Raw genomic sequence first — 17,557 nt, forward strand, 5'->3', positions numbered from 1 at the left:
GGTTACTGGCCGCCGAGGTAGTCGGTCTGGGAGGCGATCTTGCCGTCGTGGAGGGCGAGGACGGTGCAGAAGGTGGTGCGGACGGGTTCGCCCTTGGGGGGCAGGGCCGGGTGTGCTCCGGAGCTGGTGCCCGCGAAGGCGAACTCGACGGCGATGGTGTCGCCGTCGGCGGTGATGCGGTGCACGGTCATCGTCCGGTCGGGGACGGCGCCCGCGTATTCCTTCACGTGGGCGACGAAGGCGTCGCGGCCGGTGAACGCGAGCCCGAAGGCGGCGCAGGTGTAGGGGACGCTGTCGGTGTAGAGGGTGCCGAAGCGGTCGAAGTCCTGGTCGTTGTAGGCGCTCACCCAGGCGTCGACGGTCGCCTTGGCCTCGGTGCGGTGGGTGCTGCTCATGAGTTCTGTCCTCTTGCTGAGTGGGGGTGGTGGAGAGGTTGACACGGGTGTAGGTCGCCAGTGGTCCTACATGCCGCGCCTGCGCCTGGATGGGTCAGTGGGTGGTGACGGGCTCGGTGACCTGGTCGGTGTGCTCGGCGTCCTGGGCGGGCATCGGAGGTGGGGTGCGGCCGCCGCTGGGCGCGGGGGAATGAGCGAAGCGGGGGCCCGGTGAGTGGCAGGGTGAGGGTCCTGCGGTGAGGCCGTCACTCCCCGACCGGTCGCGCCGTGTGTATCGGCGGGTGGGGTCAGCCGGCGTTGACGGTGGACTTCTCGTTGACGCCGATGACGTAGCCGTCGATGTCGCGGAAGTAGAACAGGCGCACCCCGGTGTGGTCCTCGGTGAGCGGCTTGACGATCTCGGCGTGCTGGGAGATGTGGCCGTAGACGTCGCTCAGGTTTTCCACGCCCAGGTAGTGCATGCCGGCGAAGCCGATGGGGGTGTCCGCGAGGACGGGCAGCCAGTTCTTGAGGTCGTCGTTGCTGTAGAGCATCGCGCAGAACTCGCCCTGGTAGAACATCATGTGGATGTCGTCACCGGGCTTGGCGGTGCTGGAGTCCACGTCGAAGCCGAGCTTCTTGTAGAACGCGATACTGGCCGCGGTGTCCTTGACGCTGAAGCAGGGTGCGTAACCCATGGTGAATCTCCTGTTGGTACGTGCCCCTCCGGGCGGAGGGACAGGGTGGGGGGATGGGCGTGAGGGTGCGGGTGCGGGGTGGTTCAGGAGCCCTCGGACCAGCCCGCGCTGATGCAGAAGGGCTGGCCGGACGGGTCCAGCAGGACCGTCCAGTACTCACCGCCCGGCTGGTGGGCGGGCTTGGTCGCGCCCAGGCCGAGCAGGCGCTCCTCGGTGGCCGGCACGTCACCGAAGGCCAGGTCGAGGTGGAACGGGAGCTCCTCCTCCGGCCACTTGGGGGCCGTGAACTCCTTGGCCGTGTAGAAGACGAACCGCGTCGAGCCGTCCGTGACGAGGAAGGCCGTGGGGACGCCGTCCTCGCCGGGGAACTCCTCGGCGACACGCCAGCCCAGAGCGGCGGCGTAGAAGTCGGCGAGCACCCTGCCGTCAGGGCCCCAGAACGCGTAGGACGCCACGGAGCCCACGGCAGCGGGCAGGGAAGGAACAGCAGTCATGGAGGAACACTCCAGAAAAAGAGGAATCGAGGTACGAAGGCGCGCGCGGACTGACTGCCGCGAGCACTCGGGAGACGGAAGGCGCGAGATCGCCGGGTCCCGGCTGAGCGCCGTCCTCCACTCCGTAACTAGTACACAAGTACTGTAACCCGAGTCGGCGGAGTGCGCAATACGGACATGTCGACAATCCGGGCACGGTGACGCCGCTCAGGGTGCGAAGGTGTGATCAGCCCTCCATTCCTGGGCTCTGCACCCCGACAAGATGGAGGAAAGCTCTTCGCCGCCCCTTCTTCTTGGGAAGTAGATCCTTGCGGTACGCGTGTACTCCTTGCCGGGCCTCCCTTCCGGGCGTCTGTGTGTGAACAGGCGATCCGGGGTGAGTGCGGGGCGCTTGCGCTGTCACCTCCATGGAGGGTGGCGATGCGCGGGCGGGCTACAGTACGTACGTATCGCACCGCCTCTGTGTCCGTACGGAGTCCTCTCATGCCTGCCCAGCCCCCTGTCGCGCGACGGCGCCGTGATCCCGAGCGCCGCATCGCGGAGATCACGGAAGCGACCTTGAGCGTCATCGCCGAGCGCGGAATCGAGGGGCTGACCCACCGGGCGGTCGCCGACAAGGCGGGGGTGCCGCTGGGGGCGACCACGTACCACTTCGCGACCAAGGACGACCTCATCGAAGCCGCCCTGGCGCTGGCCTACGAGCGCTACGCGGCGATACTCAAGGAATGGGCGGCTCAGCGGCCCGATCTCGGCGTCAACCAGCTGGTCGTGCTGCTGACCGACGCCCTGATGGGCGTCTTCGGCCCGAACCGGGCCTACGAGGCCGTCGAGCTGGAGCTGTACGTGGCCGCCCTGCGCCGCCCCGCGCTGCGTCCCATCGCCGACCGGTACATTGAGGCCACCACCGGCGTCCTACTGGCCTACGTCGATCCCGTGACCGCGCAGGCGGCCACCGCGGCGATGAACGGGCTCACCCTGCGCGGCCTGGCAGCCAGCGAGCCGCCCACCCGCGCCGAGGTCGAGGACATCCTGCGCCGCATCCTCACCCCGAACCCCGCGCTCACCGCACCCCCACCCCCCGCCGCTTCCGACCGCTGAAACGCATCCCAGCCCCCCGGCGGCCGCTGTGGCCGCTCTTCAGCGGCCGGGCCCGAGCCCGCGCAGCCGGTCGCGGTCGGCTTTGGAGAGCTGGTCCACGGTGCGGTGCGAGGACTGGGGGAATCAGCCGAGTGCTGCGCCGCGTGCCCGCCGACGCCGTCCGACGGGGGAGGTGGTCCTTGGGGCGGACACGCACCGGGACGCTCATGTGGCTGTTGTGCTCTCCCCGGTGGGGGCCGTAGTCGGCATCGAGGTGATACCGGTCACCGCGGCCGGATACCGCGATCTGCTGAAGTGGGCCAGGCAGATGCGAGCCGTGAGGCGGCCCGGGAGGTCTTCCACCTGGTCAGACAGTCACAGCCAGGACCCGCTCATAGGGGCTGTCGTGTCGCCTCCCGATGTCTGCGTGAACTCGGCGGCTGCCCGGGCGGGCCGCTGCCGGCCCGGGCACGCGGACGTCACCAGGTGATGATGACGGCCCCGTCACCGCCCTTGGCGCCCTCGGCCCCCTTGTCGCCGGCAAGTCCGTAGCCGCCGGCGAGCCCCTTCCAGTCGGTGCTGCGCACGGCGCTGCCGACGTTGGGGTTCCATTCGCCTCCCCGGCCGCCTGGGCCGCCGGACGAGCCGCGGGCTCCTGCGCCGCCGCTGCCGCCGGCGCCGTAGGACACGCCGTTCGACATGGCTGCCGCACCGCCCATGCCGGAGGCGCCTCCGGCACCTGAGGCTCCGCCCGCTCCGGCCGGGCTGACGCCTCCCGCGGCGTTGTGCGTGCCGTCGGCCCCCTTCCCGTTCCAGGGCCCTCTCCTCGCATGATCGGAAGTCTCGGGCAGTGCCCCGCCCGCTTCCTGAACGCCCCGGAGCCGCCTGAGGCCGATGCGCAGTGGGACGCACATCCGGGGCAGCCGCTATCTCGCGCTGCCGGGTCAGGCGAAGGCGTTGGCGAAGCGGGCGAGGGAGATCTTCCCGGCCTTCTTCGCGTTGGCGGCGCCCATTTCGACCCAGTCGCCGACCTGGTCGGCCATGCCGTGGGTGAACTCGACAGCGGTGCCGGTGCTCTCCGCGGTGTCGGAACCGGCCGCACCGGCCAGGGCGACGCTGGTGGGGATCTCGGTGGCCAGGCTGACCGTCCCCTGGATCACCTTCCCGGCGAGCCTGCCCTGACTGGCGCTCGCGCCGACGATCCTGGCGCCCTTGGCACCGAGGTAACGGGCGATGGCCCCTGCCTCCGCCGCCGCGGCGCCGCCGGTCGCGGCGAGGAAGGCCTGCCCGCCGCTGCGGACGGCCACGCCCGCCTTGCCGACCGTGCGCATGGCGAGGCTGCCGCTGCGCGCGGCCTTGCCGAGCGCGCCGACGACAGGCAGGGCGGCGAACGCATCGGCGCCCAGCCCGGCGATCGTGGCGGCGTCCCAGTCGCCCTGCAGGACCGCGTCCGCGGTGTGCGCGGACAGGGAACCGACCGCCGCCGCGATGGCGACGGGCCCGGCCACCGGGGTCAGCACCGGGACCAGCGCCAGGACCCCGGCGACGGCGGAGACGACCCCCAGGACGTCCCCGAGGATGCCCCAGAAGGCGCTGGGCGCGGACTCCTCGGCGGCCTTGGCGGCGGCCGCCGCCTTGAGGTACTCGTACTCCTGGCCACGAGTGTTGATGATCCGCTCGAACTCGCGGTCCAGCAACAGGCATTGCAGCTGGTACTCCCCCTGCACGGCGAGGACGAGGTCGACCAGGTCGCGCAGGGCCTGGTCGGGGATGCGGTCGGCTCCGTAGCCGTTGTCCTTCAGCCGCCAGATGGGGTCGGAGAAGGAGCTGCCGCCCTTGGCCAGCGAGCCGACGAAGCCGAGATTGCGGGCGATGGCCGGGTCGGTGAAGTCGATGACCGACCTGGACGGGCTCTGCGCGTACCACTTGGCTTGGCGGTCGTGGGGCGCACGTTTTCCGGCCGCCTCCTTGAGGGAGTCGATGAATGCGTCGATCCGCTCGCGCGCCTCGTCGGAGGAGCACTGCATGTCACCGAAGCCATCGTCCAGGTGCCGCAGAGCGGCGACGATCCTGCCTTCCTGGTAGAGGAAGGCGCGGATCAGTTGCTCGAGGTGGTAGCGCTCTTCGTCCCGCAACGTATCCGGGGCCCAGCCCCACAGCGGCAGCGTGTTCTTCTCGTCCTTGGTGTACATGTTGAGCTTGGAGTGCACGGCCCCCACGATCAGGTCGTCGGCGCCGGCCTGGTAGCCGAGGTTCTGCAGGGGGAACCGTCCGCCCCCGTCGGCGATGGTGTAGAGCTTCTCCATGGCCTTGGCCTCTCCTTCCGCGCGGCGGGTCAGCTGGTGAAGGTGATGGTGTTGCAGACCTGGCCGAGGATGTCGACGTAGTCGTCCCACTCGGCGAGGTTCTCCGTCGCGATGGAGAAGTCCGCCATCGCCAGCCGTCCGGGTACGGGCACGAACACGTGCAGCTGGCGCACGGTCGTGGAGCCGCCTCCGTCATCCAGGAGATTCACCGGCCGGGCGACTTTGCAGTCCTCGGTGAGCAGCACCGCGGGGCCGGTCGTCAGCCTTACCACGCCCACTTCCGCCTCGGGGTAGATGGCGCCCATGGTGCGGGCCAGCCGGTGCACCGTCTTGTCGTTGGACAGCTCGCTCGGCCGGGCCGTGACCGTCAGCATGAGCGAACTGAGGTGGCCCTTGGGGTTGTCCTTCGCCGGCCTGGTCAGCAGGATTCCGGCGTAGACGGCGGCGGCAGCGGCCAGCATCTCGTACATCGCCTGCTGTACCAGGGCCGCACGGGCGATCTGTGCGTCGCCGGGGGGTGGCTTCAGCTTGGTGAGCTTGTCGATGAGCTTGTTGGTGTTCGTCTCCGCCGAGACCGTCAGGTCGAGGTCATGGAAGCCCTCGGGGACCTCGAAGCTCAGCGGCAGATCGATCGTGGCAGCAGGCACGGCAACACTCCTCCGGGATGCACACGGACAAGAAGCGCACGGACGAGAAGCACGCAAGCGGGAAGCGCACGAACGAGATTCCGTAGACGGGGCCGGTCCCGGCCTCCGGGACGGCCACGCCCCTCGACGAAGCGGAACGTCATCTCAAATGACTGTAGGGACGCGAAGGCGATCCTTTCCGGGCCTTCCGCTGAAATCGGCACCAACGCGCGCCCGCGAGCCCCGGGGCGCGCGCCAGTCACTGACCCGGCGTGCGCTGTGGTGCCCCCGGGCATCCCGCCGTGCTTCAGCTGGTGACCGGCCTGCTTGAGCTGGAGATCGGTCACCTGTTGTTCGAGGCTGGTGATACGGGTGTTGAGTTCGTCGATGCTGTCGGCGGCTCCGAGTCCTGATGCGCGCCAGGCTGCCTCGCCCAGGGCTTTTGAGAGGCGCTCTTCCAGTTGGCGGGCCCGGGTTGCCAGGCCCGGGTGGGTTCGCGGGCGGCGGTGTGGAGCGCGTCGAGGAGGTCGCGGTGACGGTGGAGGGGCGTCGAAGCCGCGTAGGGCGCCTCAAGCGCCCTACACGAGTATTTCCCCGGCTCTCCGGGTGTTTGTGTCTCGCGCTCACCAGTGACCGTGGGTGACCCGCTCCGGGAGCCTATTCAAGTGTCTCAAGGCGCCGGTGCGAGCGGTCCGTTGCCGTAGGGCATCCAGGTGGCCCCGAACTCGTCGTCCTCCGTGCCCTCCGCCGTGAGCAGCACCGTGCAGCCTTTCGGGACCGGTAGGTGGAACGGGGTTTCTGAGGGCAGCCGGGACGTGTCCTGGTTGTCCGAGACGAACCGTTGCTGGTACGCGGTCGAGTCGGCTGCCTCGACGGTGACCACGAGTGTGGCCGGGGAGCGGCCTGTGCGGGCTCGGACGTGGCCCAGGAGGAGGCCGTCCGTGGGGGCCGTGTAGCGGGCCGGGGTGCCTGGGGCGGTGGAGGGGAGGCGTTGGCCCGCGCCGAGTCTGCGGATGCGGCCTCCCGCCTTCAGGTCGGTGACGTGCAGGTGAGGGCGGGCCACCGTGACCATCGTGGTCAGGACGCGTTCCGCCGTGGAGCCCGGCAGGGTCGCCGCCAGGCGGAAGACGGTGGTGTTGTGCAGGGGAGGGGAGGTCCAGGTGCCGCTCTCCGTGACCACTTCCGGCCGGCGGCCCCAGTCGACCGTGTACGTGGCCGGGGATCCGTCCCAGGTGAGGGTGACGCGGTCGCCGTTGCCGACATGAGGGTGCTTCGGGCGCAGGTCGCGGAAGACGAAGCCCTCGGGGAACTTGGGGACGGCGAGTTCCGTCTCCGGGGTTGCCCATGCGGACCCGTCGGCGGAGGTCTCCTCCGTGATGTGCAGCCGTGCCGTGCCGGGCGCCGCGTTGACGCGGATCCGGCCGAGGGTGAGGGTCAGCGGTGTTACTCCCGCAAGCCAGCCCCGGCCGCCGGGCGGGGTGAGGGTGAAGACCGTCTCCCCGGGCCGGGTCGCCATGTCGTGGTCCCAGCCGCCGCCGTCCTCTTCCGGCGCCTCGCCGCCCGTCACCACCGCGGTGAGCGATCCGGGCTCGGAGGTGAGTTCGCCGGCTCCTGTGCCCGTGGGCACTGTCACCACGATCCGTTTGCAGTGCGCCGGGCGGGTGCCGCCGCGTACGGTCAGGCGGAGGGTGGCGCTGCCGCCGGCCTGGAACGGGTCGGGGTCCGTGGCCAGGGCGTACGACAGCAGGGTGCCGGTCATCGGTCGATCACCTGGAACGCGCCCGTGCCCTGCGGCAGCCACACCAGGTCGAGGGTGTCGCCGTTCTGCCCGCCGAAGTACAGGTACACCTCGGCACCCTCGGGAACCGGGACGTTGACGGGGGTCTCTTGCGGATCCCCGCTGCTGTTGTTCACCGAAGAGAACCGCATCGTGTATTCGTTCGCACCGGCCCGGTAGACGGTCGCGGCGAGTGTGGAGCCGACGGCGCTGCTCGCCGTCTTGAGGTAGCCGAGGAGGGTGCCGTCGGTGCCGGCCCGGTAGTACTGCCGGCCGCCGGGGACCGGCAGGACCACCTGCTGGCGGGCACTCTGCATCCGGGTGATGCCGTTCACTTCCAGGTCGCCGACCACGAGGTGGGGCCGCTCGACCGTGACGGCCGTGGTCATCACGTGGACCAGCGGGGCCGGGCCGTCGGCGGCGTCGGTGGCGGTCAGCATGAAGCCGGTGGTGTTCTCCAGGGGCGGGGACACCCAGCTGCCGCCCCGGTTGGTGACGTCCTCGTATCCGTCCTCGCCCCAGTGCATCTCGTACGTCGGGCCGCGGCTGCCGTCCCACCTCAGGGTGACGGTCTCGCCGTTGTCCACGGAGGCGCTCGACGGGTGGAGGTTGCCGAAGTGGAAGTCGGCGGGCCACTTCTGGACTCTGAAGGCCGGGGCCGGGCGGTTCTCGTAGGAGCCTTGTCCGGTGGGCCGGGTCCGCTCGGTGATGCCGATCTCGGCGGTGCCCCGGGCCTCGTTCACCACGATGTAGGAGACGACCAGCGTCACGCTGAAGGTGCCGTTGAACAGCACGGGCTTGCGGCGGGGCGTGAAGGGGACGACGAGCTGCCCGTCCTCCACGGGCAACGGGTCACCTTCCCACCCATTGCCGTGTTCCGGGGCGTCTCCACCCTCGGTGCTGGTCCACAGGTCCTTCGGGTCGGTCAGGGTGAGGTCGGAGGCTTCCGAGCCGTGCGGCAGTGTGATGCGGATCCACTCGCACTGGGCGGGGGCGCCCGTTCTGCCCGTGACGGTCACCTCCAGCCGGACCTTCTGTACGTCGTCGCCGTCGCTCACGTTGACGACGGGCGGTATGTGGCGGTACCGGTAGTCGAGCAGATGGTCCTGCCCGGAACGGGCGTACTGGGTCACGCGTGGTCCTCCTCACGGGCGGCGGGGCGCAGCATCAGGTAGCCGGCGCGGGCCTGTGGCACCGGGTCGTCGGGGTGGGGGGCGGTATCGGCGGCGAGCAGCGGGCGTTCCGGCCACCGGACGGTTCCGTCTTCGGCCACCGGTTCGGCCCAGGTCCACTCGCCGTGCCAGGCGGCGGGCCTGATCATCACCAGCCCCTCGCCGCCCCCGTCGCCCGGGCGACGGCTCCCCTCCTCGGCGGCCGGGGTACGGACGGGCGCCAGCAGCGGGCCGAGCCGGAAGGCGGCGCGGATGCGGCGCAGCGCGGTCTCGACGTGCTCGGCGGGAAGGGTCAGGTCGACCACGGGCAGGATGCCGGTGGTGGCGTGCACCGGGTTGTGCGGGTCGGCGAGGACGGTGATGTGGTGGCTGATCTCCTTGCCGGGCTCGCGGGCGGGCAGTGCCAGTGACGTGCCGTTGCTGATCGAGGTCAGGTACGGGTCGTCCGGCTCCTCGGCGGTGACGTACAGGGTGCTGTAGTCCGCGCGCCCTTCCTGCCCGGCCGAGGGGGCGTAGTAGCCGATCAGCCCGTCGGTCAGCAGGTACGGGTCGCCGAGCCGGACCGGCCAGAGGTAGTCGGGGTACTCCTCCCGCTCCGGGCTCAGCGCGTGGCTCCAGCCGGGGTTGGCGAGCGGCTCGCCCTTGAGTTCCAGGTCGAGCCGGGCCCGGTAGACCGCCACCGGACGGCCGATGAGCCGGGCCGGGGTGGCCGGGTCTCCGGTGCCGGCGTCCGTCGTCTCGCCGAGCCGGTCGTTGATGGTGGCCATCAGCGCCCGGAACGGGCCGACGGGGCCGAGCAGGCTCGTGACCATTCCGGCCAGGTGCGGGTGGTGGTCCTCCAGGTCCGGTGCGTGCGCGTACGGTGAGGACGGCAGCGGCGTCCACTCGGTGTGCTGCTCGGTTCGCGAGGTGCGGACGACCCGCAGCTCGCCCAGGGGCTCGCCTCCGGGCCCGTACACCAGCAGCGTCCTGTCCAGGTGGTTGACGAGCAGCCAGCCGGATACCGGGGAGGGCTCGGCGGGTACGGATGCGGTGTCGCCGTCCGTGCCGGAGTCGAGGCGCAGGCGGGTCCTGGCTTCCTGGAGCAGGCGAGGCGGCAGCTGGACGAACCGTTCGGGCGCCTCGATGTTCGCCCTGAGGGGGGCGCTCGGGGTGGCGTCCTGGCTGCGTACGGGCTTGAACGCCAGGTGGTTGTTCTGATCGACGGCGGTCAGGACGGCGCACCGGCCGAAGCGGTCGATGATGCGCAGGTCACGGAAGTAGAACTGACCGGCCCGCACCGGCTGGAACCTGAAGTCGGCGTCGTCGTTCAGGGTCCCCGGTGCGGCGACGTGTCCTGCTTCGCCGATCAAGGGGAGGACGTCGTCCGGGGTCAGCCGGCGTGCCCCGGTGTCGCGCATCAGCAGGTGTTCATTGAAGCCTTCGAGCGTCTGGGACAGCACGTCGAGGCGGCCGAGGCCGGCCGTCATGCCGGTCAGTGCCGCCGCGTCGGCCCGGCCGTACGTACCGGCCAGCCGTTTCGCCTGGGCGGCCAGGACATACGGCACGCTGGGCGTGAGGAACGCCCGGTTGGCGAAGGAGATCCATTCGGAGCCGGTCTGGCCGTTGCCGGGGTCGGCGCCGTCGCCCGTCCAGGTGTACCGCTCGCCGTCGAACGTCCAGTTGACCTGCTCTCCGGTCGTGTACGGCGCGGGGCAGTAGCGCAGGTCCCACTGGAGGTACATGGGCAGCCACGGCTGGTTCCACATCGCCGCGTACTCGGCGGGCGTCCCGGTCAGACGCTGCTCGCGGTCGGCGAGTGCGGTGTCGAGGACGGTGCGTTCCGGCTGCTCCGAGTCGGCGGTGCGTGCTGCGCGGTCCAGAAGGGCGAATTCGGCGAGCAGCGCCCGGCCGGGGGAGGGGAACGCCGACAGGTCCAGTGGGACGGTCTGGTCGACGAGATCCAGCGGCGGGAGTTCGGCGGGCGGGGTCCACCCTTCCCCGTCCACCAGGATCGCTTCGAGCAGCCCGTCCACCGTGCGGCAGGGCAGTGGGTCCTCGGGGTCGCGGGTCAGGGGTGCCCGGGCGCCGGCGCCCTCGATGACGACGACCGGGTCGCCGGTGCGGTGGTAGGACTCCTCGAAGGTGCGGCGCAGCTCCAGCTCCGGGGGCAGGCGCTTGGTCCGGCTGAAGGCGTCGATGGCGGCCTGCATCTCTTCGGAGGTGGTGCCGTGCGGGATGACCGGCCTGAGCTCGTCGAGGCGCCGGATGATGGCCGCGGCGCGCTGGGCGAGACTGTCACCGGTCTCCGGGTCGAGCTGGTCGGCCGCGGCGTCGTCGAAGCCGTCGGGGTGCCTGCCCGGCAGCTCCTTCAGCCACCACAGGGTGCGCAGCCGCTCGCGCAGCCCGGCCAGCTCGATGGTGAGGGCGTCGACGTCCCGCTGGTCCGCGTTGAGCTGGTGCAGCCACTCCGGCGGATCGGCGATGTGCGCAGGGACGGGCCCGCCCCGGTCCTCGTCCTCGCCGCCGGGGCGGGGCACGAGGATCCAGGTGGTCCCGCCCGCGGAGGCGCCGAACGTCGCCGTGTGCGCTGCGCGTTCCAGCTCGGCCTCCCCGTCGGGGAGGTCGTAGCTGTCGATGGAGCCGTGGTAGAGCGCCTTGACCAGGCCGGCGGTACGGGCGGACCTGGTCGTGCGGGCGGTGAGTGCGGTGAACGCCTCGGAGGCGCTGTGCCCGACGGCCACCCGGGGCTTGTAGTCCACGGGCCTGGCCGACTCGGGGTCGTTGCCGAAGTAGTCCCAGGGGATGCCGAGCGCGGTGCCGCTGTAGACGGTTCGCACCGGGCCGTTCGGCGGATTCCGGTCCCCGGCCTCGCCTTCGCCCTCGCCCTCGCTCTCGCCCTCGCCCTCGGCATCGTCGTCGCGGTCCGTGAGGCCGGGCAGCGACCAGCCCAGGGCCCGCAGCACGTCGGCGGGGCCCTTGACGACCGGGGGCAGCAGGCCGGGGATGTCGGCGGCCCGCCGCAGGATGTCTCCGGCGTCCTCGGAGTACCAGCCGATCGCGCAGTAGCTCAGGGTGGTGGGGGCGGGCTCGTTGTGCCCGTGTCCCGCCAGGTCCTCCAGGGTGTCGTGGAAGGAGAACACCTTCGGGTGGTACGGCTGGAAGCCCGCGAAGGCGAGCAGGCCCGGTCCTGCCGCCGTCAGGAACGGCTCCGGCGCGCCGTCGGGCTCCCGCCACTCCTCCACACGCAGGTCTACGGCGCGGCCCAGCCAGTCCTCGCGCGGTTCGCCGGTCTCCGGGTCGTCCGACAGGAAGGCGGCTTCGCCGGGTCCGTGAGCGCTGTCGTAGTGGGCGTACTCGAGGTAGTCGCTGTGGACGAGCCAGGCGGCGGCCCGTACCGATCCGGCGCCGGGCCGCCCGGAGGGCACGGTGTGGTGGCGGACCACCAGCCACCGGTTGGGCACCAGGGGGAAGGTCGTTTCCTCGGTGTCCGGGTCGTAGTGGGACGTGGCCAGCGCCTCGGGGAGCTGCCACTGCAGATAGACGCCGGTGCCGGGGGCCCGGGTGCCCTGGCCGGGCGCGGGTTCGGCCGCCTTCTTGTCCTCCAGCATCTTGGTGAAGTTGGGCCCGAAGCGCTGGAAGTAGCCCGGGTCGGACCCCTGTTCGTTGACGACCAGGGCGTGCAACTGCACGGGGACGATCAGGTCCGGTGCCACGGGAGGAGTGATGGGGCTCTCAACGGACTCGGTCATGCGGGGCTCCGGTCGGTGGTGGGGACGGTCGGCGCGCTGGTGCCGCCGTCGGGGACGTAGGGCGCACCGCCGGGCGTCAGGCGCTGCAACTGCGGGGCGTTGACCAGGTTCAGGGCGAACTCGGCGGGGGTGAGGTCCCGCGCGTCGCCCTCCCTCCCGAACGCGCCCGCGAGCCCCGGCACCAGACCGTCGTCGCCGCGCAACCGCAGGACGTCCCGGGTCTCGCCGGCCGGCCGGGTCCTCAGGTAGCGCGTGAAGACAGTGCCGGCGGTGGTGTCGTCCGGGTCGGGGAAGTAGGTGTCCAGTGGTTCGCCCAGGGGTGGTGCGTCCGCGCCGCCGAGGCTGCGGAGGGAGATGACGTCCCCTTCGTCGATGCCGAAGTGGATGCCCTGGCCGGGCTCCAGGATGTCCACGCGGTCGGGGACCTCGCCGAACAGCGCGATCAGGGTGTCCTCGGCGAGCCGGTCCTGCCGCAGGATCGTCACCTCCTGCCCGCTGCGGTAGACGGCGAGCGGGAACTCCGGCCACGCCCGCACCAGCGCGGAGCGGATCAGCAGTCCGGCCGCGGGCTTCCGCCCCGGGGTGCGCCGGCTCGCGACGGCCGTGCGCAGGTGCCTGTCGACGTCGAGGTCGGTGGTGGTGTGCAGCCCGAGGTCGGAGGCGCCCGCGACGACGGCGTCCAGCCAGGCCTCGTCGATACGGAACATCCGCAGCGACTCGGCCGGCAGCATCCTCTCGTCGGGGACGAGGTGGCTGAACGGGATGCCGTGCAGCAGCGTGAGCCGGTCCAGCCAGTCGGCGAGCGAGCGGGCGGAGCGCGCGGCCGTCGCCGACAGCAGTTCCACCGCACGCGCGGAGGCGAGCGCGGTCTGTCCGGCGGCCCGGTCACGGCGGCGGCGCCGGGACGCGGCCGGTTCCCCGGCGTCTTCGGGCTCCTCCGCGGGCGGCGCGGCGAAGGCCTCGACGAGCGAGGGTCCGGCCGCCGGTTCGGCGAGCTCCAGCAGACCGCCGAGCCCCCGGGCGCCGCTCGCGCCGGGCCCGGTGCCGCTCCGCGAGCGGGCCGGGTCCCCGGCGGTCGCGCGGATGACCACGGCCTGGTTGGCCAGCGCCCGCCGCGCGCCTGTCATCTCCGAGGCGAACGACGGGTCGGCGAGCGCGGCGGTACGACCGAGGGTCCACGCGGCCGCGTAGCCGACATCGAACAGGCCGTGCTCACGCTCGTACACCAGGGCGTGGTCGGCCGTGGTGTGCCCCGGCTCGACGACCTGGTCCGGCACCTCCGGAGCGGTGACCGGCGCGGCCGGGCCCCGGTACCAGGCGTAGGTGAGCTCACCGGACAGGGTGCGGTACGCCACCGGGACGTGCCCGAGAGTGAGCCGGCGGCGTGCGTACGACTCGGCCGCGCCCTCGTCCCGGCCGGGCGGGGGCAGCGGGAGCCGGAGCGCGAGGCGCTCTTCGCTGTCCCCGTCCTGGTGCCCGGAGTTGACAAGCCCGCGCAACAGCGCGCCGGTGTCCAGCGTGCCCTCCGGGTCGTGCTGGAACGACCACGAGTGCAGCGACACCAGCCGTACGGTCTCGTGGCCGGTGGGCGGGGCGGGCACCAGGTGCGGCTCGTAGCCCTCCAGCGAGACCAGATGGGCCACGTACCGGCCGGGGACGCGGGGAAAGCGATTGGCGGTGACGACCGCGTACCGGCCCTCGGTGATCTTCTCGCCGTCGGCGCGGTGCCGGGGCGGCTTCACTTCCCGCACGTGCGCGAGGTAGTACATCTCGTCCTGCCACGGTGCCACCGCTGCGAACACCCGGGCGGGCACGTCGATGGTCCGGCACTTGCTCGCCCGGACCCCCGGGGGGAGCGACGACGTGGGCAGGTCGGGAACGATGACACCGGGCTCGGTGGGGGACACCAGCTCCGCGACGGTGCGCGTCACCGTTTCGCCGAGCGCGGCCGGGTCGTCGGGAAGTTCGCCCTGGCGGAAGACCAGCAGCGCGACCCACGGCGCGTGGGCGGGCACCCGGGCGTCCAGGGTCAGCTTCCGCTCCCACGGCAGCACGGCCCGGGTCAGGGTGATGTGCGGCAGCACGTTGTCGTACGAGCCGGAGCTGCCCGCCGGCGGGTAGGAGGCGTGCACCGAGCCGTCGTCCAGGACGAACTGGGCCGGGCGGACCTCGAATGCCTGCTCGCTGGCCGGCAGCCTGGGATCGGCGTCGATGCGTGTGCCCTCGGCGTCGTACAGCTCGTGGGTGGCCAGCACGGTGTAGATGCCGGCGCCCGCGTGCGGGATGAGGTGGTCATGGAACAAGACGTGGAGCTCTGGACCGTCGGTCTCCCGCACGGTGGTCACCTCCGGGGTGGGTGTGGGTTCGGGGCGTGGTGTCGAGCGGGCATGCGGGAGCCCGGGAGGGGCGGGGCAGGGATGATCAACCGACTGTCCGGGTCGCCGTGCTTCCGCTCACTCAGGCCGCGTCGACGGCCATGGGGACGCTGGTCATGGTGCGCCGGGCCAGGTCCGCGTAGGCCGTCAGCGGGGCGTCCGCGCCCTCGCCGGGCCCGACACCCAGCCGGCCCAGTGCCGTGAACACGGCGGTCCGCGCGGTGACGGTGTCGTGGTCGGCAAGCGTGTCGGCGATCACGGTGATGGTGTCGTCATCGGCGCGCGGGGCGGGCCCGGCGGGATCGGCGCTCCGCAGCGGCACCACGCCGTTCTTCAGAGGTTCGAAGCCGAGGGAGCGGGAGCTGACCGGCCCCAGTCCCTCGACGAGTTCGGGCTTGGGGATCTCGAAGCGCAGCCCGGTGATGAGATCGGGGACCAGGCCCGGCTCGTCCATCCCCGCGCCCGGATTGTTCGATGGCCTGCCCCAGAGCGAGCGGGGCAGGCCGCGGCGCAGGACGGTGACCTCCCAGCCGTTGTCCTTCGGGTCGAAGTCCTTGGGATCCTGGACACCGCGCCGGATGCGCACCACGTGCTGGGAGGTGACCCCGCTCTTGCGCATCGGCCGGATGTCGACGGGCTTCCCAGTGGCGTATTCCTTGCCGTTGACCAGCACCTCGGAGGCGGGCAGCGCGGACTCGGTGGAGAACACGAAGCCGTCCGGGGAGACCAGCAAGGGGGCATGCGCCGCATTGCGCGCCGCCGTCTCCTCCGGGTCGACGTCCAGCAGCGCGCCCTTCTCCGGCTTGGTCCGCACCGGCGCGGGCAGTTGCGTCTGGAACTCCCCCCACGGCACGGGCGGGGCGCCCTTGCGGGAGGAGCCGAAGTCGAAGGAGAGCGAGAGGAACCACACCTTTACGGTGACCCGGCCGCCCATGGGCGGGGTCCACAGTTGCAGGGTGATGCCGAGCTCGTAGGAGATCCGCACCTTCATAAAAAGGATCTTGACAGTGGCGGCCACCCCGATCGAGATCCCCATGGAGAGATCGAGGTAGAACGGCTTCCACTGGATGAGCGCGTCCAGATGGGCCGTGAACCAGGCGCTCACCGCCCCCGCCTCGTAGCGGGCGGCGAGCGCCCCGCCGAACATCACCGCGCCCGGGGTGAGTGCCGTGTAGCCGGTGGCACGGACGGTAACCCGGCCGCACGGGTTCCACTCCAGGCCGAGGCGGGCGGGCACCGGGTAGTGGCCCGGCTTCGGGAACTGGGGGTGGTAGCCGCCGAGGCTGATGACGAAGTCACCGCCGTTGTCGCCGCCCGTCCAGACGTACACGGCGATGCCGCCGGTGAGCCGGCAGGCCGGGTCGAAGATGTACGAGCCCTCGCCGACCGCCACGTCCAGGGCGAGCAGGTCACGGTCGGAGAGGTAGGCCAAGCGCAGATCGATGTTGAGCCGGGCGTGCTCCTTGGCCCCGGGGACGGTGTTCTTCGGCAGGCTGACGGACGTACGGCCCAGCAGCATCAGGTTGAGCCGGCTGCCGAACTCGATGAGCGCGAGCGCTTGCGTCTCGATGAACCGGAAGGACGTGAACCGCACACCCGCAGCGACCCAGTACGAGCCTTCCTCGGGGCGTACCCAGCCGTTCGGCCCGGCGAGCCGGTCGAGCATCTCCATCGGATCCGGCGGCTCCGGAGCCGGTGCGCCCGGCAGGGCGGGGGCGTCGTTCAGCCGCCCGATCAGCGGAAAGTCGGGCAGCCGGTGGATTTCGGGTGGGATCACCCGGCTGTTGAACCCGAAGCCGCCGGACAGTCCGGTGACGGTGAACGGCGGTGGCCCGAACAGCGACCGCCCGCCCGCCGGCAGCGCCTCCACGTACAGGAACACGCTGTTGTACCCGGCCGTGGCGCGGGCGAAGGCGCCCATGCCCATGACCTCCACCATGGGGGTGGTCACCCTGACCAGCCCCGTCAGCCCGCCGGCGATCTCCTCGTCCTTGCCGCCCGCCCAGCGCAGCGCCGCGTCGATGGCCATCGGCGGCGCACTGCGACGCAGCGCGAGCGAGGCACCGGCCAGCTGCGGCTGGGGCCGCCTTCCCATCTTGAGCGGGATGACCAGCCCGAGGCCGTCCAGGGAGAACACCGAGCCGGCGATGCGGACTTCACCGACGAAATATATGCTCAGGACCTTCTTGTCGCGGCCCCGCTTCAGCGCGGCGATCTCCAGCGGCCCGTACGAGAGCGGCAGCCCGGGAACGGAGATCTCCTTGTCCGGCTCCGGCTCATCCTCCTTCTTGTCCTTGCCGGAGCGGATGGCGATCGCCGGCATCTCACCGCCGTTGACCTTCCAGGTGAGGACGGCTGTGATGCCGTCCTCCCAGACGTTGTCGGACATCGCTCCGGGCCTGGGGAAGACCGGCTGGGGAAGGCCGTAGTCGGCGAGCAGACCGTTGAGCCGGTCGATCCCGGTCGTATCCAGTTGTTTCGACACCTTCAGCACGCGCAGCAGCGGGAAGGTGATCGCTCCTTCCGGAATGCCCTCACCGACGAGCGGAAGGGTGGAGCCGTCGAACCCGACCCGCACGCTCAGCACGAACGCGCTCAGTTTCTCCGGGCCGAGCTGGTACGTCTTCAGGAACACGGCGTCGACGGGATTCGGTCCGCCCGGCTGGTCGGTGTAACCGGGAAACTGCGCCGTGGTCAGTTTGTCCCGGCCCGGCAGGCCCTCATACCGGTGGACGTTCTCCAGGTACGGGACGAGCTCGTCGGGGAGCTCCAACCCTGGTAAGTCGATCTCCTCCAGCATCTGGAGGAGGGTGACGCGCTCTGGTTCGGCCATGGTCACGGCGGTCGTTCCCCCTTGGCCCCGTCGGGGCCGGTCCTGGTGTACGGGCGGGTGGCGCAGGTCGGTGCGGGCGGTCAGGGCCCGGGCG

The 17,557-nt window shown here is 71.4% G+C and carries 12 protein-coding genes; 1 reads left to right on the forward strand and 11 read right to left on the reverse strand.

The features are described 5' to 3' along the window. Positions 1–2: 2 nt before the first annotated feature. The 3 genes from PS271_RS29545 to PS271_RS29555 all read right to left on the reverse strand — a co-directional run bounded on the left by PS271_RS29545 (position 3) and on the right by PS271_RS29555 (position 1,566). Complete coding sequence (locus PS271_RS29545; RefSeq protein ID WP_398386111.1) at positions 3–395, reverse strand: nuclear transport factor 2 family protein; 393 nt, start codon at positions 393–395, stop codon at positions 3–5. Between the two features lie 287 nt (positions 396–682). After that, positions 683–1,072 carry a VOC family protein gene (locus tag PS271_RS29550; RefSeq protein ID WP_398386113.1) on the reverse strand — a complete coding sequence of 130 codons (390 nt, stop codon included), beginning with the start codon at positions 1,070–1,072 and terminating at the stop codon, positions 683–685. 83 nt (positions 1,073–1,155) lie between these two features. Next, positions 1,156–1,566: a VOC family protein gene (locus tag PS271_RS29555; RefSeq protein WP_398386115.1), complete on the reverse strand. Its 411-nt coding sequence runs from the start codon at positions 1,564–1,566 to the stop codon at positions 1,156–1,158. A 483-nt stretch (positions 1,567–2,049) separates the two neighbouring features. Here PS271_RS29555 and PS271_RS29560 point away from each other — a divergent pair, with 483 nt between their 5' ends. Continuing rightward, entirely contained in the window at positions 2,050–2,664 is a 615-nt protein-coding gene (locus PS271_RS29560; protein WP_398386117.1) for a TetR/AcrR family transcriptional regulator, read from the forward strand. Between the two features lie 458 nt (positions 2,665–3,122). On the opposite strand, the gene PS271_RS29565 is transcribed toward PS271_RS29560, so the two are convergent. From PS271_RS29565 to PS271_RS29600, 8 genes are all read right to left on the reverse strand, one after another. Continuing rightward, complete coding sequence (locus PS271_RS29565) at positions 3,123–3,362, reverse strand: hypothetical protein (RefSeq protein ID WP_398386118.1); 240 nt, start codon at positions 3,360–3,362, stop codon at positions 3,123–3,125. A gap of 225 nt (positions 3,363–3,587) precedes the next feature. Further along, the gene (locus PS271_RS29570) at positions 3,588–4,949 is read right to left on the reverse strand and encodes a hypothetical protein (protein WP_398386119.1); all 1,362 of its coding nucleotides are present in this window, start codon (positions 4,947–4,949) and stop codon (positions 3,588–3,590) included. 29 nt (positions 4,950–4,978) lie between these two features. Continuing rightward, the gene (locus PS271_RS29575; protein WP_398386121.1) at positions 4,979–5,596 is read right to left on the reverse strand and encodes a hypothetical protein; all 618 of its coding nucleotides are present in this window, start codon (positions 5,594–5,596) and stop codon (positions 4,979–4,981) included. Positions 5,597–6,245: 649 nt separating this feature from the next. Next, positions 6,246–7,334: a hypothetical protein gene (locus tag PS271_RS29580; RefSeq protein ID WP_398386122.1), complete on the reverse strand. Its 1,089-nt coding sequence runs from the start codon at positions 7,332–7,334 to the stop codon at positions 6,246–6,248. Next, positions 7,331–8,485 carry a hypothetical protein gene (locus tag PS271_RS29585; RefSeq protein ID WP_398386123.1) on the reverse strand — a complete coding sequence of 385 codons (1,155 nt, stop codon included), beginning with the start codon at positions 8,483–8,485 and terminating at the stop codon, positions 7,331–7,333. The genes PS271_RS29580 and PS271_RS29585 overlap by 4 nt, the downstream gene beginning before the upstream one ends. Beyond that, a complete protein-coding gene (locus PS271_RS29590) occupies positions 8,482–12,255 on the reverse strand; it encodes a hypothetical protein (RefSeq protein WP_398386124.1) in 3,774 nt (1,257 codons plus the stop codon). Before PS271_RS29590 ends, PS271_RS29585 begins: the two co-directional genes overlap by 4 nt. After that, positions 12,252–14,591 (reverse strand): hypothetical protein, encoded by a 2,340-nt coding sequence (locus PS271_RS29595; protein WP_398386126.1) that lies wholly within the window; start codon positions 14,589–14,591, stop codon positions 12,252–12,254. The genes PS271_RS29590 and PS271_RS29595 overlap by 4 nt, the downstream gene beginning before the upstream one ends. Before the next feature lie 121 nt (positions 14,592–14,712). Continuing rightward, positions 14,713–17,463, reverse strand: a complete 2,751-nt coding sequence (locus tag PS271_RS29600) for a DUF6603 domain-containing protein (RefSeq protein WP_398386128.1) — start codon at positions 17,461–17,463, stop codon at positions 14,713–14,715. Between the last annotated feature and the right edge of the window lie 94 nt (positions 17,464–17,557).

Source organism: Streptomyces sp. SCA2-17 (genome assembly GCF_044336695.1).

Bases quoted from the DNA above. Each gene is read 5' to 3' on its own strand.
- PS271_RS29545 (WP_398386111.1), bottom strand. From the start codon at position 395: ATGAGCAGCACCCACCGCACCGAGGCCAAGGCGACCGTCGACGCCTGG.
- PS271_RS29550 (WP_398386113.1), bottom strand. From the start codon at position 1,072: ATGGGTTACGCACCCTGCTTCAGCGTCAAGGACACCGCGGCCAGTATC.
- PS271_RS29555 (WP_398386115.1), bottom strand. From the start codon at position 1,566: ATGACTGCTGTTCCTTCCCTGCCCGCTGCCGTGGGCTCCGTGGCGTCC.
- PS271_RS29560 (WP_398386117.1), top strand. From the start codon at position 2,050: ATGCCTGCCCAGCCCCCTGTCGCGCGACGGCGCCGTGATCCCGAGCGC.
- PS271_RS29565 (WP_398386118.1), bottom strand. From the start codon at position 3,362: ATGGGCGGTGCGGCAGCCATGTCGAACGGCGTGTCCTACGGCGCCGGC.
- PS271_RS29570 (WP_398386119.1), bottom strand. From the start codon at position 4,949: ATGGAGAAGCTCTACACCATCGCCGACGGGGGCGGACGGTTCCCCCTG.
- PS271_RS29580 (WP_398386122.1), bottom strand. From the start codon at position 7,334: ATGACCGGCACCCTGCTGTCGTACGCCCTGGCCACGGACCCCGACCCG.
- PS271_RS29590 (WP_398386124.1), bottom strand. From the start codon at position 12,255: ATGACCGAGTCCGTTGAGAGCCCCATCACTCCTCCCGTGGCACCGGAC.
- PS271_RS29600 (WP_398386128.1), bottom strand. From the start codon at position 17,463: ATGGCCGAACCAGAGCGCGTCACCCTCCTCCAGATGCTGGAGGAGATC.